General features: G+C 63.8%; 19 protein-coding genes. 11 read left to right on the plus strand and 8 right to left on the minus strand.

Translation table 11 applies throughout. The annotated features are described in order from the left end of the window. Positions 1-48: 48 nt before the first annotated feature. The 3 genes from NLM27_RS03690 to NLM27_RS03700 all read left to right on the plus strand — a co-directional run bounded on the left by NLM27_RS03690 (position 49) and on the right by NLM27_RS03700 (position 2373). The gene (locus NLM27_RS03690; RefSeq protein WP_254142052.1) at positions 49-1041 is read left to right on the plus strand and encodes an NAD(P)-dependent oxidoreductase; all 993 of its coding nucleotides are present in this window, start codon (positions 49-51) and stop codon (positions 1039-1041) included. 16 nt (positions 1042-1057) lie between these two features. Next, positions 1058-1840: a class II aldolase/adducin family protein gene (locus NLM27_RS03695; RefSeq protein ID WP_254142053.1), complete on the plus strand. Its 783-nt coding sequence runs from the start codon at positions 1058-1060 to the stop codon at positions 1838-1840. A 131-nt stretch (positions 1841-1971) separates the two neighbouring features. Continuing rightward, positions 1972-2373 (plus strand): glyoxalase/bleomycin resistance/extradiol dioxygenase family protein, encoded by a 402-nt coding sequence (locus NLM27_RS03700; RefSeq protein WP_254142054.1) that lies wholly within the window; start codon positions 1972-1974, stop codon positions 2371-2373. A 38-nt stretch (positions 2374-2411) separates the two neighbouring features. On the opposite strand, the gene NLM27_RS03705 is transcribed toward NLM27_RS03700, so the two are convergent. Continuing rightward, on the minus strand, positions 2412-3764 hold the full coding sequence (locus tag NLM27_RS03705) for an FAD/NAD(P)-binding protein (RefSeq protein ID WP_256569922.1): 1353 nt from the start codon (positions 3762-3764) through the stop codon (positions 2412-2414). 181 nt (positions 3765-3945) lie between these two features. Beyond that, positions 3946-4878, minus strand: a complete 933-nt coding sequence (locus NLM27_RS03710; protein WP_309144733.1) for a LysR family transcriptional regulator — start codon at positions 4876-4878, stop codon at positions 3946-3948. 71 nt (positions 4879-4949) lie between these two features. Here NLM27_RS03710 and NLM27_RS03715 point away from each other — a divergent pair, with 71 nt between their 5' ends. Together NLM27_RS03715 and NLM27_RS03720 are read left to right on the plus strand one after the other, a co-directional pair. After that, entirely contained in the window at positions 4950-5873 is a 924-nt protein-coding gene (locus NLM27_RS03715; protein ID WP_254142057.1) for a hypothetical protein, read from the plus strand. Then, the gene (locus NLM27_RS03720; RefSeq protein WP_254142058.1) at positions 5870-6883 is read left to right on the plus strand and encodes a DUF2891 domain-containing protein; all 1014 of its coding nucleotides are present in this window, start codon (positions 5870-5872) and stop codon (positions 6881-6883) included. Before NLM27_RS03715 ends, NLM27_RS03720 begins: the two co-directional genes overlap by 4 nt. A gap of 19 nt (positions 6884-6902) precedes the next feature. Here the strand turns inward: NLM27_RS03720 and NLM27_RS03725 are convergent, their stop codons facing one another. Genes NLM27_RS03725 through NLM27_RS03740 form a run of 4 tightly spaced genes read right to left on the minus strand, consistent with a single transcriptional unit; the run spans position 6903 to position 12122 of the window. Then, positions 6903-8606 (minus strand): ABC transporter ATP-binding protein, encoded by a 1704-nt coding sequence (locus NLM27_RS03725; RefSeq protein ID WP_254142059.1) that lies wholly within the window; start codon positions 8604-8606, stop codon positions 6903-6905. Beyond that, a complete protein-coding gene (locus NLM27_RS03730; protein ID WP_254142060.1) occupies positions 8585-9424 on the minus strand; it encodes an ABC transporter permease in 840 nt (279 codons plus the stop codon). The genes NLM27_RS03725 and NLM27_RS03730 overlap by 22 nt, the downstream gene beginning before the upstream one ends. Next, positions 9421-10431, minus strand: coding sequence for an ABC transporter permease (locus tag NLM27_RS03735; RefSeq protein WP_254142061.1), 1011 nt, complete (start codon positions 10429-10431; stop codon positions 9421-9423). Before NLM27_RS03735 ends, NLM27_RS03730 begins: the two co-directional genes overlap by 4 nt. A 38-nt stretch (positions 10432-10469) precedes the next feature. Further along, on the minus strand, positions 10470-12122 hold the full coding sequence (locus NLM27_RS03740; RefSeq protein ID WP_254142062.1) for an ABC transporter substrate-binding protein: 1653 nt from the start codon (positions 12120-12122) through the stop codon (positions 10470-10472). Between the two features lie 560 nt (positions 12123-12682). Here NLM27_RS03740 and NLM27_RS03745 point away from each other — a divergent pair. Genes NLM27_RS03745 through NLM27_RS03765 form a run of 5 tightly spaced genes read left to right on the plus strand, consistent with a single transcriptional unit; the run spans position 12683 to position 17106 of the window. Beyond that, positions 12683-13456, plus strand: coding sequence for an ABC transporter permease subunit (locus NLM27_RS03745; RefSeq protein ID WP_254142063.1), 774 nt, complete (start codon positions 12683-12685; stop codon positions 13454-13456). Beyond that, positions 13453-14181 (plus strand): ABC transporter ATP-binding protein, encoded by a 729-nt coding sequence (locus tag NLM27_RS03750; protein WP_254142064.1) that lies wholly within the window; start codon positions 13453-13455, stop codon positions 14179-14181. The genes NLM27_RS03745 and NLM27_RS03750 overlap by 4 nt, the downstream gene beginning before the upstream one ends. A gap of 20 nt (positions 14182-14201) precedes the next feature. Continuing rightward, positions 14202-15284 carry an ABC transporter substrate-binding protein gene (locus NLM27_RS03755; RefSeq protein WP_254142065.1) on the plus strand — a complete coding sequence of 361 codons (1083 nt, stop codon included), beginning with the start codon at positions 14202-14204 and terminating at the stop codon, positions 15282-15284. A gap of 31 nt (positions 15285-15315) precedes the next feature. Beyond that, positions 15316-15741: an OsmC family protein gene (locus NLM27_RS03760; RefSeq protein ID WP_254142066.1), complete on the plus strand. Its 426-nt coding sequence runs from the start codon at positions 15316-15318 to the stop codon at positions 15739-15741. Positions 15742-15744: 3 nt separating this feature from the next. Continuing rightward, positions 15745-17106, plus strand: a complete 1362-nt coding sequence (locus tag NLM27_RS03765) for an LLM class flavin-dependent oxidoreductase (RefSeq protein ID WP_254142067.1) — start codon at positions 15745-15747, stop codon at positions 17104-17106. 17 nt (positions 17107-17123) lie between these two features. On the opposite strand, the gene NLM27_RS03770 is transcribed toward NLM27_RS03765, so the two are convergent. Together NLM27_RS03770 and NLM27_RS03775 are read right to left on the minus strand one after the other, a co-directional pair. Continuing rightward, positions 17124-18509, minus strand: a complete 1386-nt coding sequence (locus tag NLM27_RS03770) for an integrase arm-type DNA-binding domain-containing protein (protein ID WP_254142068.1) — start codon at positions 18507-18509, stop codon at positions 17124-17126. A gap of 874 nt (positions 18510-19383) precedes the next feature. Next, positions 19384-20067 carry a GntR family transcriptional regulator gene (locus tag NLM27_RS03775; RefSeq protein ID WP_254142069.1) on the minus strand — a complete coding sequence of 228 codons (684 nt, stop codon included), beginning with the start codon at positions 20065-20067 and terminating at the stop codon, positions 19384-19386. A 117-nt stretch (positions 20068-20184) separates the two neighbouring features. Between NLM27_RS03775 and NLM27_RS03780 the strand changes: the two genes are divergently transcribed. Continuing rightward, on the plus strand, positions 20185-21603 hold the full coding sequence (locus NLM27_RS03780) for a sulfatase (protein WP_254142070.1): 1419 nt from the start codon (positions 20185-20187) through the stop codon (positions 21601-21603). Positions 21604-21648 lie beyond the last annotated feature (45 nt).

A 21648-nucleotide genomic window follows, 5' to 3' on the forward strand; every position in this document is an offset into this window, starting at 1 on the left:
CCTCGAGCGCCTAGCATGTTCGCATCAGAGCCAGCATGAACGCGTGACATGAACACTCCCCGCATTGAAAGCAAAAGCGCTTCCACCAGCGTGCGATCGCCGATCATCGTCAATCAGCTTGGCGCAGAGGTTCGGGCAGCACTCGCCGAGCATTGGTCACGTCCGCTGATCATCGATCATCCTGCCGATCGTGCTGCGTGGGAGGTCGCGCCAGAGGCCGACGTGCTGCTGACGCGGCCGCTGGCGGGCTGGAACAAGGCGCCTGGCGAAAAGCCCGCAGGCTGGCCGTTCGGCCTGCGCTGGATCCAGACCGCATCCACCGGCATCGACTTCTTTCCGGCGTGGCTGCTCGATGGCCCCGTGGTGACGGTTGGCCGTGGCATCTCGGCCGATCCGATCGCCGAATATGTTCTCGCGGCGATGCTCGGCTTCGAAAAGCGCATTCACGAGATCCGGCCGCGCAGCCGCGAGCAATGGAAGATCGCTCCGCTGGGCTCGCTCAGCGGCAAGACGATCGGCATCGCGGGTTTTGGTGCGATCGGCCGGGCCGTCGCCGAGCGGGTCAAGCCGTTCGGCGTCAACATCAAGGTGCTCAGGCGCTCGGCGTGGCCCTACGTTCTCCCGGGCATCCAGCCCGTGGACAGCATCGAGGAGCTGGTCGAGGTCTCCGATCATCTCGTTTTGGCGCTGCCGGCGACGACGAAGACTACCCGCTTGATCAATGCCGACGTGCTGGCACGGGCCAAAAAATCGCTGCACCTGATCAACGTCGCGCGCGGCAAGATCATCGATCAGAAAGCTCTTCTGCAAGCGCTCGATGGCGGACGGATCGCCGGCGCCACGCTCGATGTCACGGACCCGGAGCCGCCGCTCGATGGTGATCCCATCTATGACCATTCCAAGGTCGTTCTCACCCCGCACGTCTCGTGGACCGGCGGCGAGGACGTCAAGCGGCTGGCCGACAAGACGCTGGTCAATCTCGACGCCTATGCGCACGGCGTGGCGCTGGCCGACGTCTTCGACAAGACTCTCGAATACTAGAAAAGGAACCGCAACAATGAACAAGGTCGTCGAGAAGCCCAGGAAATATTCGCTGGTCGAGCGGACGCCGGCGGCGACGTTCGAAGAGGAGAGGCTGCACCGCAAGCAGCGTCTCGCCGCGACGTTCCGGCTGTTTTCGCGCTATGGCTTCGATCAGGGACTCGCGGGTCATGTCACCGTGCGCGATCCGGAATTCCCCGAACGCTTCTGGATCAACCCGCTGTCGAAGCATTTCAGCCAGATCAAAGTGTCCGACCTTCAACTCGTCGACCACGACGGCAATATCCTGATCGGCGACAAGCCGATCAACCAGGCCGGCTTCGTGATCCACTCCGCGATTCATGCGGCGCACCCCGAGGTGATCGCGGCCGCCCATACCCATTCGACCTACGGCAAGGCCTGGTCGGCGCTGGGCCGCCTGCTCGATCCGCTGACGCAGGATTCCTGCGCCTTCTACGAGGACCACGTGCTGTTCGATCCGTTCTCCGGCGTCGTGCTGGAGGCGGAAGAGGGGCGCAAGATCGCGCAGGCGCTGGGATCGAAGAAGGCTGCGATCCTGCAAAATCACGGCCTGCTGACGGTGGGGCCGACCATCGAGGCTGCCGCCTGGTGGTACATCGCGATGGACAATGCTGCGCGTGCCCAGTTGCTTGCGGAAGCCGCCGGCACGCCGAAGCCGATCCCGAATGAGGTCGCCAGCCTGACCTCGCGACAGGTCGGTACGCACAAGGGCGGCTATTTCAGCTTCCAGCCGCTGTGGGACTGGATCACCGAGGCGGAACCGGATCTGTTCAACTAGGATTACTGCTCGCGAGCCGGGCGGATGGCTCGGTTCGCCGGAGTTGCGCCTCGCCGTGACATCGTGAGATATGACGGCGAGCGGCTCGTCGCATTTGCGCAAGCCCCCGCAACGGTAGGGAGCTGGGCGACATGGTCGATGGTCTGCCAAGCGAAGTTGAAGTCATCACATTGTTCGTCGATGACATTGCGTCGTCAAAAGCCTTCTACGCCAGGGTTTTCGCATCCGAGACGATCTGGGAGGATGCGGTCTCATCCGTGCTCAGATTCGGCGGGCTCCTGATCAATCTTCTCGACGTGTCTCAGGCGCCGACGCTCGTCGAGCCGCTGCGTGTCGGGCCGTCATCCGCAGGGGCGCGCGTCCTGTTGACAATTAGAGTTGTCGACGTCGATCAGGTTTGCACGGCTCTCCGCGGGATCGGTGTCGATTTGCTCAATGGGCCGATCGACCGTCCTTGGGGAAGGCGCACCGCGTCTTTCGCGGACCCTTCAGGTCATGTCTGGGAGATTGCGCAGGTGATTGACCGGACCTAGCGCGCGCCCGCGGTGAATTTGGTCGCGACTCTGTGATCCTAAAGCGAAAGAGTCCGGAGACGCGCCGCCAGATCCGCGCATTGCTGCCTTATATCGGGTACGGCGATGATCTCCCAGAACGCGGCCCGGGTGAGCGGGCCGACAGCGTAGAGGCGTCGCGATGGTAATCCGTGCTCGCCAACGATCGCACAATCCGGCGTGACCTCGATGCCGATCCGTAAGGGATCGATCCGCGCAAGGCCATTGTCGAACAGGCTGCGGACCGCCGGGTTGCTGCTGGCAGCGGGATCCTTGACGATGCCGGTGCAGTCCACGATCGCGCCGACCTGAAGCTCGGACAGCGCGCTCTGGCCGCGCCTGCGATAGCAGACGAGCGCACCACATTGGTTCGGTGTGACGGTGGTGAGCTTGCCGGAGATGACGGTCAAGCGTCCACTCGCAAGCGCCTCCGTGATGCGAGTCTCGACCTCGGGCGCCGTACGGTGGCGATGGACGTCCCACCAGGCGCGGGCATGCTCCAGAAATCTACGCCGTGATTCCAGCGGCAACTCCCGCCAGAGCCGCTGGGTGTGGGGCCTGATGGCGTCGATCGCGCTGCGCCAGTCGCCACCCTCGGCCGCATGCGCTTCGATACGACGGCGAAACCAGTGCAGCAAGACGCCGATCCGGGCTCCAAACGGAATTTCGCTCTCGGCGAGTCGCATCGGATCGATGCGGCGATGGGCTCTCGGCAGCAGTCCGCGCCGCGACAGGGCAACGATCTGCCCCCGGTGTCCGCGGCGAAGCAGGGACAGCACGTAGTCGACCATCGACAGACCTGTGCCGAGGATCAACATGGTTGCATTGCTGTCGATGCCGGCGGCAGTGGGAGCGACCCATGGATCGACATGGCCGGGCAGGCGCGACGCCGCAGCGTCGTGGCCGGTCGCGAGAATCGCGATGGCGCCAGTCAGTAGCGTCCCGTCAGCCAGCGTCACCGCGACGCCGGATGGCGTTTCAGCAATCGCGATGCACTCGTTCTGCAAGATCGTGAGACCCCGCGTTCCGTCGGGGGAGGTCAGTGGCGCGATCAGGTCGGCGAGATAGTCGCCATAGGTCTGCCGCGGAACGAAGCAGTAGGGATCAGGACATATCGGCCCGTCAGGGCGCGCGCACAGCCAGTCCCAGAAATGCCCGGGATCGTCAGGCAGCGCGCTCATGTTCGAAACGCGCACATTGAGGAGATGCTCTGGATTGCCTGCGTGGTAGGCAAGGCCGCGGCCAATCTCGGGCCGCTTCTCGATCAGTGTGACGCGAAGATCCGGTAGAGACGCTTTCAGGAGTTGAAACGCCATCAGGGCGCCGCTCGCGCCCCCACCGATGACAATCGCGTGCCGCCCCTCCGGACCCATCGTGCCGCCCCCCGTTTCATCGGTCGGTCAACGTCGCAGGACTGCGATTGGTTCTACGGCTCAATTGCGATGATAGTCGGACAGACCGCGATAGCGTTGCCGCAGCATCAAAGAAGTGATGTTTCTTCCGTCGTAGTTGACGTTTGTGGAATGATCATATCGGCGCGGAGGCAGCGGCCAGTCAGAGCTTCTTGCAGATGCGATTGACCAGCGCGATGAACCAGCGCAGTGCCGGGTCGGCCGTGGCGCGGCGCGTGTAGAGCAGGTCGATGGTGAAGGCCTCGACATCATAGGGAACCGGAACGACGGACACGCCGGCGCTTGTGGCGAAGCGGCGGGCGATACGCTCGGCCATCGTCGCCACGAGATCGGTGCCGGCGATCGCGAACGGAACCGCGACGACATGCGCAAGCGTGATGGCGGTCCGGCGCTTGCGCCCGTGCCGGGCCAGCATCGTATCGATAGCGCCGGGGAGCCCGTCGCCGCCCGCCGACGAGAACAGGGCATGCGGGAGGCGCGTATAGTCGTCTTTGGTGAGCCGGGCTTTCCGTCCAGCGCGCCCGGCGTCGCGGATGCAGACGAACTTCTCTTCGAACAGCACACATCGCGTAACACGCGCGGAGGCGGGGAGATGACCGCCGATCAAGGCGTCGATCTCTCCGTGTTCGAGGCTCGCAACGCTCGCAGCGGCATCAATGATGGGGCGGACCACGAGATCGATACCGGGCGCCTCCCGTCGCAGCGCCGCGACCAAAGGCGGCACGACGACGAGGTCGCCGTAATCGGTCACCGCGATGGAGAGGCGGCGGCGGGCGGTCGCGGGATCGAAGCTCGATCCGGGCGCCAGCACGCCCCGGATCTGCCCGAGCGCCTCGCTGATCGGCCGGGCCAGCGCCAGCGCCTTGGCCGTCGGCTGCATGCCCGAAGCGGATCGCACGAACAGATCATCGCCGAACAGGGCCCGCAGGCGGGTCAAGACGCTACTCATCGACGGCTGCGCCAGACCGACGCGTTCGCCGGCGCGGGTCACGTTGCGCTCCTCCATCAGCGCCTCGAAGGCGACCAGGAGATTGAGATCGACGGAAGCTAAATTCATCTGAGCGATGATAGGCATACTAAAAATCGATTTCAAGAATTCCGCTCGGGGTGATCTATTGGCGCGGGAGACCCGATTGGACGAGGCGCATGCGACCCTCACTCCTGCGCCTCATCCCGCGCGGACCGACATTGCTGGCGCTCGGCGTCCTGCTCGGGCTTGCGTGCCCGGCGCTCGCAGACCTGATCCATCCACTGATGCCGGCCACGATCTTCGTGATCGTGCTCGGAACGCTGTTGCGCGTCGATGGTCAGGCCGTCGTCGCGACGCTGCGGCAGCCGTCGCTGTCCGTGCTCCTGCCGGCCGTCGTCATGGTCGTCTGTCCGCTGGCGATCGGGGTTGCCGGCCATACCCTCGGTCTTCCCAAGGAATTCGCGCTTGCGATCGTGCTCGCGGTCTCGGCCCCGCCGTCGAGCGGCACGGCCGCGGTGGCCCGCATGCTCGGGCTCGATGCTGCGGTACCGCTCGTCGTGACGGTGTTGTCCATGGTGCTCGCTCCGGTCACGGTCCCACTGCTTGCGGGTTGGTTCGGCGGGCTCGAGATCAGCGCGCTCGAGCTGGCGCTGCGGCTGGCGTTGCTGATTGGCGGCGCCGAGGGCGTCGCCTTCCTGCTCCGCCGGCACGCCGCGCAAGTTCTGGCGGCCCGTGGCGACGTCGTCGATGGGGTCATCGTCACGGCGCTGGTCCTCTTCGCCGTGTCCACCATGGCCGGCATCCCCGCGCAGATCGCAGCGGATGTGCCGGCCGCGATGCTCTGCCTTGTGCTCGCTTTCGCCTGCAACCTTGCGCTTCAGGCCTCGGGCGCCCTGTTGCTGCCGGGAACTCTGCCCCAGCGGCTGACGGTCGGCCTCATCCTCGGCAATCGCAATGTCGGGCTGGTCTGGTCGGCGCTCGGTGCTGCCGCCTCGCCGCGCATGGCCCTATACTTCGCGGCGACGCAATTCCCGATCTACATCCTGCCGCGTCTGATCGAGACGTTGATCAGCCGCGGCAAACGAAAGGCCACTCTATGACGACGTCCCGTCTCACCCGCGAACAAGCCACGCAATTCGCCCGCATCGCGCTCGGCCATGTCAGGCGCGAATATCCCAACAACGTGGACCACGCGCTGGCCGAGCCCGCGGACGCCCGCACGCCGAGCCAGCTGCATCCGATCTTCTATGGCAGCTATGACTGGCACTCCTGCGTTCACAGTTACTGGATGCTGGCGCGGCTGCTCCGGCGCTTTCCGGATTTCGCCGTGGCGTCCGATATTCGGGCCTTGTTCGACGAGCAGTTCGTCCCCGAGAAGGTTGCTGTCGAGAGCGCCTACTTTGCACGTCCGACCGCCCGCGGCTTCAAGCGGCCCTATGGCTGGGGCTGGCTGCTGAAGCTGGCGACCGAGCTGGCACTGCAATCTGACGACCGCTGGGGCCGCAATCTCGCGCCGTTGGCGGACGTCATTGCTCAGCGCTTTCGCGACTTCCTGCCGCTGTCGCTCTATCCGGTGCGCGTCGGCACCCACTTCAACACCGCGTTCGGCCTGCGGATGGCGTCCGACTATGCCGAGATCAGCAAGGACGAGGGACTGGCCAAGCTGCTGCTCGAGACAGGCCTGCGCTGGTATGGCGAGGATCGCGATTGCCCGGCCTGGGGCGAGCCGAGCGGCGACGATTTCCAGTCCTCGGCCCTGATCGAGGCCGAGTGCATGCGGCGCCTGCTGCCGCCAGATGTGTTCCTGCCCTGGTTCGACCGGTTCCTGCCGCGCGTGCTCGAGCGGCAGCCAGCGACCTTGTTCCGGCCTGCGACCGTCAGCGACCGCACCGACGGCAAGATCGCTCATCTCGACGGCCTCAATCTCAGCCGCGCCTGGTGCTGGCGCGCCCTCGGCGATGCATTGCCGGCAAACGACGAACGGCGTGCCATTGCCCATGAGGCGGCGCAAGAGCATTTGTCCGCCGGACTTCCTCATCTCGCCACTCATTATATGGGAGAGCATTGGCTTGCGAGCTTCGCCGTTCTCGCGCTCGATGAAGCGGAATGAGCGATACGGTCCGCGTCGATTATTCGGCCGCGACGATCAGCTGAGGCTTCGGCTGCTGCGCATCTGCGACACCTGACGGGATCGAGGCCAGCAGCGAGCGCGTATAGGCTTGCTGCGGATTGTCGAAGATGTCGGTGACGGTCCCATGTTCGACAATGCGTCCGCGGTGCATCACCGAGACGGTGTGGGCGAGCTGCCGCACCAGCGCCAGGTCGTGAGAGACGAACACATAGGTCAGGCCGAGGTCGGCCTGCAGCGACAGCAACACTTCGACGATGTCCGCCTGGACGCTGACGTCGAGCGCGGAGGTGGGTTCGTCGAGCACGATCACGTCAGGCTTGAGGACGAGCGCGCGAGCGATGGCCACGCGCTGGCGCTGGCCGCCGGACAGTGCGCCGGGTTTGCGCGCCAGCAGATGCTGACCGAGCCCCACGTCGGCGAGAGCCTTGTGCACGCGCTCGTCGCGCTCCCGGACTGTGCCGATCCTGAACCGGTCGAGCGGCTCGCGGATCAGTTGCTCGACTTTCCAGGCCGGGTCGAGCGACGTAAAGGGATTTTGATAGATGAGCTGAAGGTGGCGCCAGGCCGCGCGCAGTTCGGTCGGAGACCGCCCGTTGAGCTGCTCGCCGGCGACGATGATGGTCCCGGCATCAGGCTGTTCCAGCCCGAGCAGCAGCCGGATCGTCGTCGTCTTGCCCGAGCCGGACTCGCCGACCAGCGCGTGAGTGGTGCCGGCCGGGACACTGAACGACACGTTATCGACGGCCGTCAGCGTCTTGTCGTCCACCGCGAAGGTCTTGGTGACGGCGCTGACCTCGATCTTCGCAGCCTCGCTCTTGGTGCGACGGAAGCCTAGGTCGCGCAGGTCGGCGTAGCGGTCTGGGTTAAGGGCCGGCACGTCGGCGTGCAGCTTCCTCGCATAGGCCGAGGCCGGCGAGGCAAAGACAGAAGCGGTCTTGCCGGTCTCCTGGACGATCCCGTCCTTGAGCACGACCAGCGTATCCGCCCGTTCGGCAGCGATCGCCAGATCGTGGGTGATGAGCAGCAGGCTGATATTCAGCTCGTCCTGGAGGCGCGAGAGCAGATCGAGAATCCGCTTCTGGATCGTGACGTCGAGCGCGGAGGTCGGCTCGTCCGCGACCAGCAACGACGGCCGGGGCAGGATCGCAAGGCCAATGAGCACGCGCTGGAGCATTCCGCCGGATAGCTGATGCGGGTAGGAGTCGTAGACCCGCTGGGGATTGTCGAGCCCGACCTGCGCGAAAATGTCCAGGATGAGCTGCTTGCGCGCGGCCCTGTCGGGTTCGTCGAGGAGCGCGGCGGCCTCATGCGCCTGGGCGCCGATCGTTCGCACCGGATTGAGCGAGTTGCCGGGATCTTGCGGCACGAACCCGATGGCTCGTCCGCGCAGCGGCCGGAAGCCACGCTCAGGCATCCGCAGGATCTCCTGGCCGTCGAATGCGACGCGACCGGTGGCGTGACTGCCGCTCGGAAGCAGCCGCAGCAGCGCGCGGGCGATCGTCGACTTGCCGGAGCCGGATTCCCCGATGAGGGCGAGGCTCTTGCCGCGCTCCAGTTCGAATCCCACGTTGGTCACAACCTGATGCGACCCGTAGGCGACCGACAGGTCGTCGACCCCAAGGAGAGGGATCGACCGCAGCGGCCGCGGCGCAACGAATTCGGGGCGGATGAGAGTGGAGGTTAGTCCGTCTTGCGGAGCCATCGGCTGATCCTGTTCACGGAGAGGACGGTCGCGATCGTGACGAAGGCCGGTGCGTAGACCAGCCACGGCCATTTCAGGTAGTCCTTGCCGATCGAGATCAGCAGACCCCAGTCGGACGCGGGCGGTGGGTCGCCATAGCCGAGGAAGGCGAGGCTCGCGATCACCAGGATCGACAGGCCGAATTGCAGCACCGCAAGCGGCAACAGCGAACGCGACGCGTTCGGCAGCACGTGCCGCAGCAGGATGTGCCAGCGCGAGCCGCCGAGCAGGAACGAGGACTCGACGAACGTCGCCTGCCGGATCTTGATGACCTCCGAACGCATCACCCGCGCGAACACGGCAACCGCCGAGACGCCGGTCGCAATCGCCGCGTTCGTGGTGTCGAAGCCGATCGCAGTGACGACGATGACCGCCAGCAGGAAGTGCGGGATCGCCAGCAGCACATCGACGAGGCGGGCGAACACGATATCCACCCAGCCGCCGAAGAAGCCCGACAGCAACCCGATCAGGCCGCCAGTGACGGCGGCGATCACGACCGCGATGAGCGCGCTCGTCACCGATGACGCCGTGCCATAGACCACGCGGGTGTAGAGATCGCGGCCGAGATGGTCGGTGCCGAACCAGTGCGCTGTGCCAGGAGCGAGCAGCTTGTCGGCGGGAATGCCGTTGACGGGGCTCTGGCTCGTGAACAGGCCAGGTGCGAGCGACCACGCGATCACCAGCACGATGATTGCAAATGACAGCGCGACGGTTGGCGGAATACGAAAGGATGTCAGCCGGCGGCTGGCCGTAAGGTGCGCGTCGGAGACGAGACTCATGGTGTCACCGCCTGCGGCGTACCGGCCGAGCTGTCATCGGCTGTCGTCGGGCGATATTTGGGTCCGCCGACGAGTTTCACGCGCGGGTCGAGCAGGGGATAGACGAGGTCGGCGATCAGATTGACGAGCACGAACACGATTGCTGCCAGCGAGACCACGGCCTGCAGGACGGGGAGGTCCTGTGTGCTCACCGAACGCTGCACCAGGCTGCCGATGCCGGTGCGTCCAAACACCGTTTCGGTGATCAGGGAGCCGCCGAGCAGCTCACCAAGGGTGAGCGCGATGATGGTGACGACCGGGAGCGACGACGGCTTGATCAGATGCATCGCGAACAGCCGAAACTGCCCGAGGCCGCGGCCGCGCGCGACGGCGGCGTAGTCCTGTGCGGATTCGTGGTCGAGGTTCGCGATCAGCACCTCGGCGATCTGTGCGGAGATCGGGATGCCGAGCGCGATCGCGGCGAAAAAGGTCGCCCAGAAGCTGTTGGGCGCGATCACGCGGAAAAGTCCGAGCTGAAAGCCGAAAACGTGGATCAGCACGAGGCCGATCACGAAATTGGGCACGGACAGGAACAATGATGGAAAACCCCGCAGTAAGCCTTGGCCGAAGCGCTTGGGAAGGAACTGCGTGCCGTAGGCGATCGTCGCCGCCAGCAGCAGCGCGACGGCAAAGGCCGACGACGCCAGCACCAGTGTCGAGGGCAGCACCTCGGCGATCAGGGTTGTCACCGGCCGGCTGGACCGCATCGACAGACCGAGATCGCCGGCCAGGAAATGGGACAGCGACGTCCAGAGCTGTACGAGAATTGGCTGGTCCAGCCCCTGGGCTGCGATGATCTGTCTGATCTCGTCCTCGGTGAAGCCGTTCTGGGGATCGCGCAGGACGTTGGTGATGGGGTCGCCCGGCAGGATGCTGACGACGACGAACGTGAAGACATAGGCGAGCAAGATGACGGCAAGGGCCTGGACGAGGCGCCTTGCGGCATAGCGCAGATAAGGACCACTCATGCCGGCCGCCTTCTCACATCGTTCGAGTGCACGGCGCCTTACTCGCTGATCGTCGCCGTGTAATAGCTGGCGTAGGCGACGCCGTTGTAGACTTCGCCCTTCAGCTTCGGCGATTGCACGTAGATGCGTTGGACGATCTGCGTGCGCGGAATGAAGTACCCCTGCTCAAGGACGTAGGTCTGCAGCTGGTCGAGCAGCGGGTCACGGATCTGGGCGGAGCCGGCGCCGGCGATCTTGTCGCGGAGATCGTTGAGGCTCTTGTCGCTGTCGCCGAGGTTGAACCAGTTCTCGCCGTTGTTGGCGTCTGTGAGGATGCTGGCGACCGTGCCGGCGTCGATGAAGCTGCGCGTCACCTCGTAGGCGGGTACGGCCGGACCGCCGAACCTGACCTTCTCGCCGAACGTCACGACGTCGTAGGCGCGAATGAAGACCTTCCAGCCGACCTTGCCGAGCTGCTGGGCGATCAACTCGTCGATCGCCTTCGCGGTCGCAAGGTAGGGGTTGGAGTAGAGCGTCAGCGAGAGTTGCTTGCCGTCCTTGCTGCGGATTCCCTTGGAGTCCTTGATCCAGCCCGCTTCGTCCAGAAGCTTCTCGGCCTTGCCGAGATTGTAGGCCAGCAGATCGCTGTGATCGGTCGCGCCCGGCACATTGCTCTGGATGAAGGACGTCGCCAGCTTCCAGTCTGGTGTGTAGACGGTGTCGATGATTTCCTTCCGGTTAATGGCGGCCTGGAGCGCCTGGCGCACCTTCAAATCGTTGTAGGGCTCGAGCTTGGTGTTGATCGCGAGGCCGTTGACGAAGCCGAGATAGCGCGGGGTCGCGGTGATGAAGCCTGCTTCCTTGAGAGACTTCAGTTCCTGCGGGGAGGGGCTGTAGGCGACGTCGGCCTGGCCGGACTGGACGGCGGCCACCCGCAGCGATGGCTCGGTCACCAGCTTGTAGGTAATGGAGTCGAGGAAGGCCGGGCCGGTGTGGCCGACGGCCGCAGGACCCCAGTTGTAGTCCTTGCGCTTGATGAGTTTGACGAAGTCTCCCTCCTTCCAGGAATCGACCACATACGGGCCGCTGCCGGATGTCTTGGAAAGATCGGCCTGTTGCGCGGCAGGCTGCGCGATGGTCTTTGGGGAGATCAGGATCGAGCCGTGGTAGCCGAGGGTCGGGATGAAGCCGAGCGTCGGCGCCTTGAACGAGACCTTCACTGTGGTCGCATCGATTGTCTCAGCACGGTCGTAGGTCTTCGGGAACAGGCCAATCGGGTTGATGCCTTCGCTCTTGCGGCCGGCGTACCAGATGTCGAGGTTGGCGACGACGGCCGCAGCGTCGAGCGGGCTGCCGTCGGAAAAAGTCACGCCCTTCTTGAGATGGAGGGTGAACTGCGTCGCATCGTCGTTCTGCTCCCAGCGCTCGGCAATCCACGGGCTGACCTTACCGTCAGCGTCGACGTAAACGAGCTTGTCGGTGACGTGGCCCCAGATGTGGCCCTGGAAGCTGGAGATGGCGCTGTTGTTCGGGATCCACGTGCTGCCGAGCGAGTCGATGAGAAAGGTGATGTTGCCGCCGTTTTGCCGACCGTCGGCGCTCTGAGCCGGCGAAAGACCTGCCATGTCCGTCAATGCGGTGGCGGCCACCACGGCGGCGGCGACCAGCAGGCGACGCCGGGAGAACGAGAGCGGAAGGAAGCGAACGGTCATGGATAACCCCTGGTGATTGATGTCGTCGGGCGCATCACGGCAGCCGCCGCGATGTTTCGGTACGATCGGCGCTTCCGCTTAGGAGAAGCGAAACGAACAGAGCTGGCCATTCCAAATTTCGCTTGAGACGAGCAACAAATGCCTCGGCACCAAGGCAATCGGCGCGACAGCCATTTTGTCATCGGCGCAAGTGCGCGCGATTGAAGTCAACTTGGAGACGATTCTTCCAGGCCGCCAAATCACGTGGAGCATCGTCACATTGAAAAGACATTCTGCAAAATCCCGAGCTAGGTAGAACGCCACTGACGCCGACGCACGAAATATGAATTTTGTGACCATCGAATTGCGCGTCGGAGTTTGCGAAGGTGACGCCGTTTCAGTTGGGACGGAGCAAGTTCGATTTCATGATGGATGCGTCGCTACTTTCCGGGCCGGCTAATGCAACTGCGGCGCCCACGGCTGGTCGTACGGAACCATTCCTCCGCGCCGGTGATTCTGTCGCGACAGTGGTTGCCGATGTCGCCTACTCGTCGGAGGCGTCGCGATCGCGCGCGCGTGGCTTGTCATGGCGCTCGTTCGTTCTGCCCTGGCTCCTGCCGTTCGGCCTGCTCTTCGTCTGGCAATTCCTCTCGGCAACAGGAATCGTATCCACGGCGATCGTTCCGGCCCCATCCGATATCTGGGACGCGGCACGGCAGCTTGCCGAGCGCGGCGAGTTGCAGCACGACATCCTTGTCAGCCTTCGCCGGGTTGCGATCGGCTTCAGCATCGGCGCCCTGGGAGGGCTGCTACTCGGCCTCGCTGTGGGGCTGTTCGAGTCGGTGCACGATCTCGTCGATCGGTCGCTGCAGATGATCCGGACCATCCCGCATCTGGCGCTAGTGCCGCTGATGATCCTCTGGTTCGGCATTGGCGAGGAGCCGCGGCTTATTCTCGTCGCGATGGGGTCGCTCTTCCCGGTCTACATCAATACGGTCGGCGGCATCCGCAACGTCGATCCCAAGCTGATCGAACTTGGAAAGTCGTACGGCCTCGGGCGCGCCGAGCTGGTCTGGTCCATCATTCTGCCGGCTGCGCTCCAGCCCATCCTGGTCGGCATGCGCTATGCGCTTGGCGTGGCCTGGCTCACCCTGGTTGTCGCTGAAACGATCGCGTCGCGGGACGGTGTTGGCTACCTCGTGCAGAATGCACGCGAGCTCCTGCGCATCGACATCATCGTTCTGGCCATCATTCTTTACGCCATCGCGGGCTGGATGTCGGATTTCGTCACACGTTTGATCGAGCGGCGCCTGCTGCGCTGGCATCCGAACTATGCCGATAGGGTGAAGGCATGAGCGGGGCCGGCGTCAACCTGCGCTCGGTCGGCAAATCGTTCGCGGGCCGCAAGGTGCTTGATAACGTCGATCTCGACATCGCGGCCGGCCAGTTCGTCTCGATCATCGGGCCGAGCGGCGCCGGCAAGTCGACGCTCCTGCGTCTTGTGGCGGGGCTGGACGTGCCCTCGCGTGGCCGCATCGAGCTCCGGACGACGGGCCACAAGGCGGACGTGCGCCTGATGTTTCAGGAGGATCGCCTTTTGCCGTGGCGAACCGTCCTCGGCAACGTGCTGCTTGGCGTCAGGGGCAGGAAGGATGACGCCGGTCGCATCCTCGAAGCCGTTGGCCTGCAGGGGCGTGAGAGTGAATTTCCGGTCGGACTGTCGGGCGGCCAGCGCCAGCGCGTGGCGCTGGCGAGGGCGCTGATCCATGAGCCGGACTTGTTGCTGCTGGACGAGCCGTTTGGAGCGCTCGACGCCATCACCAGGGCTGCGATGCAATTGCTGCTGGGGCAGTTGCTGATCGCGCGGCCTCGCACTGTCCTGCTGGTGACGCACGACGTCGAGGAGGCGTTGCTGCTCTCCGACCGGGTGCTCCTGGTCAAGGACGGCGGCATCGCGCGCGATCTGATCTTCGACCAGCCGCGTCCGCGGCATCGCGGAGACCCGGTGCTGTCGGCTTTGAAAGAAGAGCTGCTCGATGGCCTGCTGACGGCCGAGCGCGATTTGGTTGGTGTTGCATAACAAGACGAAAGGACGACGTTATGACTTTTGGTGGTTCGACACGCGGTGGCGCGGGTCTCTCGCGGCGCTCGGTCCTATCGATTGGTGCTGGATTTGCCGCGGGCGCGACCGGGGCAGCCTGGGCTTCGCGCGCGAATGCCGCCGATGCCGTGCCGCCGCAGCTGACCGTCGCGGTGATCGGAGACGGCCGTACCGGCGTCTGGGCATCGCTGCGGGCAGGCGTCGGCGGCCGCAATTTCGAACAGGAGCTCGGCACCAAGATCGTCTGGCAACCCGGCTTCACGGCATCGCTGCCGGTGATGGAGGCGATCAAGGCCGGTTCGGTCGATTTCACCTTTGCAACGGCGACTGCGGTCGTGAATGCCGTTCCGGCGCGTGTGCCGATCGTGCCGCTTGCGGCCTATCCGCTGCCGGTCGACGAGGTCGATTTCCTGGTGCAGGTCAATTCGTCGATCAAGACGGCGGCCGATCTCAAAGGCAAGAAGATCGCCCACCAGAACGGCACGACCGGCACCTACAGCCTGATCAAATATCTGGAGACCGCCGGCCTCAGATTGTCTGATGTCCAGGCCGTCAGCTTGAGCGGGGCGGATGCGTTCACGGCCTTCGCGCAAGGCAGCATCGACGGCTGGATTCACTGGCAGCCGGCTACGGCGTTGGCGCTGACAAAGCTCGGTGGCAAGGCCCGTCTGCTGCCCGACGTGAAGACCTACGATTACGCCTTCTACGTCGCGCGCAGCGACGTCGCGGTGAAATATCCGCAGCTCTTCGCCAGGTTCGTGAAGATCATCCGGGAGACCCAGGCCTATATCTTCGCGCATCCGGCCGAGTCCGTTGCGCTGTGGGCCTTGCAGGGCGGCTTTCCGCCGAATGGAACCGAGCAGGCCGTCTACGAGAAGCTTGTCCGCGATGCCAGGCTGTCCGAATCGACGGCGGTTGCGCTCAAGCCGATCGATGAGGCCGCCGCTGCATCGACGCAGGATCTCGCCGACAATTTCCATGCCCTCGGTGTGCTCCCGAACAAGGTCGACGTCCGATCGTTCCTGCTTGGCACGCAGTTCGACACGGCGAAGAAGGCCGTTGCGCTGGAGCTCGGCGCCTGAGCGGCGATAACGACAACACGAGAGAAACATCATGAACGCTCAAACCGGCGAGACGGTGTCGATCACCTCCGCCACCATCGGCCAGTTCGGCCGCTATCTGCTCAGTGCGGGTAAAAACCATTTCATTTCGGACCAGCGTGTCGCCGTCGGCGGTCCCGGCGAGGCGATCAACGCCGGCGAATTGCTGCTGTCGTCGCTCGGAAGCTGCTCGCTCGGGCTTATTCAAAAGACCGCGAAGGAGCAGGGGGTCGTGCTGCGCGAGGCTGGATCCGAAGTCTCGTTCCGGCGTCACGCGACCGATCCGACGCAGTACGAATGGATTCGTATCGCGGTGCGCCTGTCCGGCGTGACGGCGGGCGAGGCTGAAACGCTGGTTGCCGGTTTCACCGCCAATTGCCCGATCTACAATACGCTGAAGCGCGGCGGTCCCGTCGAGATCTCCTGGACTGTGAGCTGATCCATGCCTGACAAGAAGCTGCACCTTGCCGCCTTTGTCTCCGCAGGTCCTGTGTCCGGCAGCCATGCCGGATGGCGGCATCCGGAAGCGGACGGCGATCTGCTGTCCGCCGCCTACTACCAGAACATCGGCCGGTTGCTGGAGCAGGGGCGTTTCGATCTTCTGTTCATTGCCGACATCCTCGCGATCCCGGACACGCTGGGCGGCAGCCTCGACAGCCAGCTTCGCTACGGCGCGCTGGGCGCGCTACGGCTCGATCCGCTGGTGGTGCTCTCGATCATTGCGGGTGCGACCAAGCATCTCGGTCTCGGCGCGACCATTTCCACGACCTATGCCCAGCCTTATGTGCTGGCTCGCGCGCTCGCCACGCTCGATCATCTCAGCGGTGGCCGCGCCGCCTGGAACATTGTCACCTCATTCCAGGAGGCAGAGGCGCGCAATTTCGGCCTGACCGAGCAGCTCTCGCGCGAGGGACGCTACGAGCGCGCCGACGAGTTTCTCGAGGTCGTCACCAAGCTGTGGAATTCGTGGGAGGACGGTGCGCTGGTCCGCGATCGTCAGACCCCGCTGTTCGCCGATCCTGCGCGGGTGCACCGGATCGATCATTCCGGCAAATGGTTCAACGTGCGGGGCCCGCTCAATGTCAGCCGGCCGCCACAGGGGCGCCCCGTCTTCATCCAGGCCGGCGCTTCGGATCGTGGTCGCGATTTTGCGGCGCGATGGGCGGAGGTCATCTTCGTGACGCCAGGCCTGATCTACGTCGCTGTCGAATTCCGCAACGACCTGCGCGCTCGCGCGGTGCGTTTCGGTCGCGACCCCGATACGATCAAGGTGCTGCCTGGTATCGTCCCTGTCATTAGCGACACGGATAAGCAGGCCAAGGCGCTGCACGACCAGCTCCACGACTTGTCGCATCCCGAGTCCGGTCTCTCGACATTGTCCTATCACCTCGGCGTCGATCTCTCGCGTTTCCCGCAGGATCAGGTCCTGCCCGAGAATCTCGACGTGCCCGGTGTCGAAGGGCATTACCGCGAGGTTTCCGAACTGACGCGCCGTTCGGGCCTGAGCCTTGCCGAACTCGGACAGCGCTATGGCGCGGGCAGAACCACCAGCGGCTTCGCCGGCACGCCGGGCACGGTGGCCGATCGCATGCAGGAGTGGTTCGAGGCCGGCGCCTGCGACGGCTTCATGTTGCAGGTCCCATATCTTCCGGGCGGGTTGGAGGAGCTGGTCCACGGTCTAGTGCCGGAGCTGCAACGTCGCGGACTGTTCCGAACCGAGTACGATGGGGCGACCCTGCGCGACTCGCTCGGCCTGCCTCGGCCGGCGGACTGCGGGACTGCTTTTGCATCCTCGACGCCATAGATAGAAGCGCCAAACGTTCATCCCGTCGAGTTCCAGAATGATCCTTGTCCAATCTGAGCGACCGGGCGGACTAAGCTTTGTTTCCTATCGGAGGCGGCGCGTTGGCTTGCTCGTCGGATACCACCTCTTCCCAGCCAATCCTGCAGCGCACCCTCTCGGCTTATCGGCGCGCCCAACGCATCAAATACGGCGCTGCTGATCGCCTGCTGCTGGTTGCGCAGATGATCTTCTAGAAGCTTGTGCCGCGTAATGTAGCCTGCGTTTACTCCGGAAATGGCATGGTTCATCAGGAGCTTGGCGTCGATGTCCGAGACGCCGGCTGCCGTTGCAATCGTGCGGAAGGTCTGACGCAGGTCGTTGCCCCACTTCGATAGAATTTCGCGGTCCTCCTTTGTCTCCGCCAAATGCCCCGACGCGCTATCGGCCGGAAATACCCACTCTCTTGCTTGCGCAGGATACATCTGCCTGCCGAACCGGATTGAGCGGACGAGGCAAAGGACCATCTGTCGCGACAAGGGAATATCGAAGGCTTTCTTCCTGCCACCCTTCGGTTTGGGAATGTGCAGCGTCCGCCGCCGAAAATCGATGTGTTCCGGCCTAGCTTCCTGGAGCGCAGTGGGCCGAGAACCGCAAAGGAGAGTAAAGAGGTGGAACTCTCTACGCACGGGGTTCTCTAGGGCGGCGAGCTGCGCGAACCAGCCCGTCAGGTCGGTGGACCCCATCCCGGTGTTGCGACGCTCCTCTTCATTCCAGTCGACCGCATCGGCCGGATTATCTGACGGCAACGACCTGTTCGTCTTCCGCGCATGATTGTAGATAGCCCGCAGGGTTCGCATGCTGCCATTGGCCATGTATGGCCCGTTCTCACTTGTGACTTCATCGTGCTTCTTGGCTACGCGAGCTGGGTCGGTTGCGAGCTCATGGAGCGTGATGTCCAACCACGCCGCGAAAACTCGTTCGACGTGATCGCGGTAGCCCTCGATGGTCTTTTCGCTGCGATTCTTGCGGATTAGATGGGCCTCGAGGTACCGCTGCCACGCCTGCCTAAGCGTGATGCTTGCGACCGCCCCGACATTTCCTACTGCAGGAGCGGGATTGGTCCGTTCGGCTTGCTTCTCGTCCTTCGGATGCCGTCCCCGGCTGATCTGGGCCAAGTACTCCTTGGCGGTCGCACGGGCAGCTCGGGTCGACATCTCACGAGCATCGCCAATGGAAACCCTGATGGATGAAGCCCGTTTGCCGTCCTGCCTGAGGTCTCCCTGAACGGTGAAAGTGCGTCGTCGCTTTCCGATGACGACAAAGAAACCTTTCAGCTCGGTGTCGCGCGCCAAGTACCAACCGTCCTTCGGGGCTGGTAGCTGAGCGATCGTCTTGTCCGTGAGGGGAATTCGAATATCAGCCATAAGCGAGAGTCCATGCCCGCTAAAACGGTTCTCAAACGGTGTTAGCGGATCGAGCAGTTGGAAGGTTTGTGTTCGAGGGAGCGCGAAGCTATGCGATAAAATAAGGAAACATCAACGGCTTACTGAAGGGCGTCGTACCCTGGCGCGCTCTTGGAAGCTGTGGGAAAGTGCCGGTTCTGAACTCTTAATCAGCGGGTCCCAGGTTCGAGCCCTGGTGCGCCCACCAAATCAATCACTTATCCAGAAAAGCCGTTTGAGTATCTGATTTTCAAACGGTGATTTTGCTGTGGTGGTTGCTTTCAAAGACGGCTCGCGGGTGCCGCAACCGGCGAATGCGTGTGCATGATTAGAAATACCAGGGCCGGAAGGCGGGCGGGCGCTTACAAGTATTCTCAGTTTTCTAAAGTTGCGGGTTTGGTGCCCGCTCTCCGCAATTCGCGCGATCTTAGACGAACTGCGATTTTACTCGCTCCGCGTACACGGCAAAAGTGATAATTGTCGACGAAACCCGTTGTCGGACGCCGTTAACGCACCGCAACTGCCATTCCGGCCAATGCTGCCGGAAGTGACCAGGCCCAATCTTCCATCAGCAAAACCGCCCCTGCAGCAACGAGGCACCCCAGGATGAAGCTGAGCAGACGCTGCAGCGAGTGATTGAGGGGCGTGGAATCGAGCGGCAGCAGGCGGTTGCGTGCGGCGTTCGGCAGACGTGATGAGCCGCGGCTCTATCCCCTTCGTCGTCCCGGCGAAGGCCGGGACCCATACGCCGCAGCAGATGTTGTGAAAGGGACTCGTCGTCTCAGCAGTGCAAACCAATTCGCATTTGTGGTTATGGGTCTCGGCTTTCGCCGGGACGGCACCGAATTTGTTGCGCCTAGGTCTCCCGGCCTTCGCTCCAGACGTGTCGGGATCGCTCCATGTGCTTCTGCATCAGCGCAACGGCGCCGGCTTCGTTGCGCTTGGCGAGGAGGTCGAGCAACTGGAAATGTTCGGCGGCGGAGTGGGCGATGTATTCGCGGCTCTTGCCGCTCTTGAAGCCATGCAGGCGAACGCGGTCGCGCAGGGTCTCGACGAGGTCGGCGAGGGGCTTGTTGCCGAGCGTGGCGATCAGCTCGACGTGAAACTTGCGATCGGATTCGAGAAACTCGATCAGATTGCCCGCGTCGGCGGCGCGTTTGGTGACCTCGGCGAGGGCGCGCAGCTGCTTCAACTGCGCCGGCGCGAGACCCGCACGAGCGATCTCCGCGATGCTGGGCACTTCGAGCATCGTGCGGATCGCGTAGATGTCCTTTAGCTCGTTTGAGGAGAGGGCGACCACGCGAAATCCGCGATTGCGCACCGGCTCGAGCAGGCCTTCGCGCGCGAGATCGAGCAGCGCCTCGCGCACCGGCGTTGCCGACACCCCGAGCTCGGTCGCGAGCCGCGGCACCGAATAAAGCTGATCGGCCTGCATCTGCCCGGTGATGATCTGCCCGCGGATCACCGTGCGTGCCTGCTCGCGCAGGCTCGGACCCGACACCAGGCTGAGCGCGCCGCTCTCTCTCATATCCATCGCCATGCTCTATCCAAGATTCTCCTCGGCGTAAATGTCATGTGTAACATATTACTCGTTGACGACCGCAGCGTGATATGTGATATTTTACTATAACGACAAGAGAACTATAGGGAGGTTGCCGTGGTTGACCGCATTCTCATGATCGTGTCCGACACCGTCCGCTGGGACTTGCTCGGCTACAATGGCGGGCACGTGAGGACACCGAACCTCGACCGGCTCGCCGCCAAGTCGATGGTGTTCGACCGCTATTATGCGTCGAGCTTCCCGACCGTCCCCGCGCGCTACGACTATCTCACCGGCAAGCCGGCCTTCGCCGGCGTCGGCTGGGGCGCCTTGCCGCGCGCCGACCGCTCGATCGCGACCGCGTTGACCGAGGTGGGCTACACCACGCTCGGCGTGGTCGACACGCCGTTTTATCAGATCAACGGCTATTCCTACGATCGCGGCTTCAATTTCTTCTACGATATGAAGTCCCAGCTCTTGGGCACGCCGCATTACTCTTCTTATAGCGCGCCGAACAAGACCAAGCGGCAGGGTGAAGGCAAGCTGCCGCAATGGCCGATCACCGGCAAGGTGAAGCCCGACCCCCGCGTCGGCGAGATGGATTGCCCTGCGCCGCTCACCATGGTGCAGGCGGCCAGGTGCCTGGAGCAGATCTACGAGGACAAGTTCTTTGCACTGGTCGACACCTGGGATCCGCATGAGCCTTGGGATCCGCCGGCCTATTATACGCGTCATTATCTGCCCGACTATGCCGGCGAGCGCGTGCATCCGCCCTATGGCGATTGCAAAAAACACGGCATGACCGACCGCGACATCGCGGTGGCGCGGGCGCTCTATAGCGGCGAGCTCGAACTGGTCGATCGCTGGATTGGCCATCTGCTCGATCAGGTCGCCTATCTCGGCATCGAGGATTCCACCGCCGTCATCTTCGTCTCCGACCACGGCTTCCTGCTTGGCGAGCACGGCATGATGGGCAAGATGGTGCGCCGCGCGCCCGGCGAGGCGACATGGATGCGCTCGCCGCTCTATGAAGAGATCGCGCGCGTGCCGTTATTGATCCATGTGCCCGGCGCCAAGCCCGGTCGTACCGGCAAGCTCGCCTGCGCGCTCGATATCGCGCCGACGATCTGTGACATGGCCGGCCTGCCACGTCAGTCGGAGATGCTTGGACATTCGCTGCTGCCCGGCGTGCGCGGCCAGAAGTTCGAGGGACGGGACCACGTGCTGACCGCGCTGCCGCTGGCCAATCCCGGTGACACCGTCGAGGTCGTCGACGATCTGATGCGCACCGTCGTCGAGTGGCAGCCCGTCACCATCACGACCGAACGATGGTCGCTGCTTTATGCGACGCCGACCGAGCCGGTCGAGCTCTACGATCTCAGCGCCGATCCGAAGCAGACCACCAACGTCGCGGCGAAGCATCCCGACGTGATCCGGTCGTTGCTGAAGCTATATGCGGAAGATCTCCGCCGCGCCGGCGTGACGCCAAAATACGCCGACCCGCGTCTTGCCGGACTGCTCGAACCCGCATCCTGAGTGGTCGGCGCTGCGCGGGTTCTGCGTAGCGCCGAAATCCTGCGT

It is taken from the genome of Bradyrhizobium sp. CCGB12 (assembly GCF_024199845.1).
Classification (GTDB): Bacteria; Pseudomonadota; Alphaproteobacteria; order Rhizobiales; family Xanthobacteraceae; genus Bradyrhizobium.

What these genes read in the sequence shown, in the direction of transcription:
- NLM27_RS03690 (WP_254142052.1), top strand. Translation starts at nt 49, where the DNA reads ATGAACACTCCCCGCATTGAAAGCAAAAGCGCTTCCACCAGCGTGCGA.
- NLM27_RS03695 (WP_254142053.1), top strand. Translation starts at nt 1,058, where the DNA reads ATGAACAAGGTCGTCGAGAAGCCCAGGAAATATTCGCTGGTCGAGCGG.
- NLM27_RS03700 (WP_254142054.1), top strand. Translation starts at nt 1,972, where the DNA reads ATGGTCGATGGTCTGCCAAGCGAAGTTGAAGTCATCACATTGTTCGTC.
- NLM27_RS03705 (WP_256569922.1), bottom strand. Translation starts at nt 3,764, where the DNA reads ATGGGTCCGGAGGGGCGGCACGCGATTGTCATCGGTGGGGGCGCGAGC.
- NLM27_RS03710 (WP_309144733.1), bottom strand. Translation starts at nt 4,878, where the DNA reads ATGCCTATCATCGCTCAGATGAATTTAGCTTCCGTCGATCTCAATCTC.
- NLM27_RS03715 (WP_254142057.1), top strand. Translation starts at nt 4,950, where the DNA reads ATGCGACCCTCACTCCTGCGCCTCATCCCGCGCGGACCGACATTGCTG.
- NLM27_RS03720 (WP_254142058.1), top strand. Translation starts at nt 5,870, where the DNA reads ATGACGACGTCCCGTCTCACCCGCGAACAAGCCACGCAATTCGCCCGC.
- NLM27_RS03725 (WP_254142059.1), bottom strand. Translation starts at nt 8,606, where the DNA reads ATGGCTCCGCAAGACGGACTAACCTCCACTCTCATCCGCCCCGAATTC.
- NLM27_RS03730 (WP_254142060.1), bottom strand. Translation starts at nt 9,424, where the DNA reads ATGAGTCTCGTCTCCGACGCGCACCTTACGGCCAGCCGCCGGCTGACA.
- NLM27_RS03735 (WP_254142061.1), bottom strand. Translation starts at nt 10,431, where the DNA reads ATGAGTGGTCCTTATCTGCGCTATGCCGCAAGGCGCCTCGTCCAGGCC.
- NLM27_RS03740 (WP_254142062.1), bottom strand. Translation starts at nt 12,122, where the DNA reads ATGACCGTTCGCTTCCTTCCGCTCTCGTTCTCCCGGCGTCGCCTGCTG.
- NLM27_RS03750 (WP_254142064.1), top strand. Translation starts at nt 13,453, where the DNA reads ATGAGCGGGGCCGGCGTCAACCTGCGCTCGGTCGGCAAATCGTTCGCG.
- NLM27_RS03755 (WP_254142065.1), top strand. Translation starts at nt 14,202, where the DNA reads ATGACTTTTGGTGGTTCGACACGCGGTGGCGCGGGTCTCTCGCGGCGC.
- NLM27_RS03760 (WP_254142066.1), top strand. Translation starts at nt 15,316, where the DNA reads ATGAACGCTCAAACCGGCGAGACGGTGTCGATCACCTCCGCCACCATC.
- NLM27_RS03765 (WP_254142067.1), top strand. Translation starts at nt 15,745, where the DNA reads ATGCCTGACAAGAAGCTGCACCTTGCCGCCTTTGTCTCCGCAGGTCCT.
- NLM27_RS03770 (WP_254142068.1), bottom strand. Translation starts at nt 18,509, where the DNA reads ATGGCTGATATTCGAATTCCCCTCACGGACAAGACGATCGCTCAGCTA.
- NLM27_RS03775 (WP_254142069.1), bottom strand. Translation starts at nt 20,067, where the DNA reads ATGGCGATGGATATGAGAGAGAGCGGCGCGCTCAGCCTGGTGTCGGGT.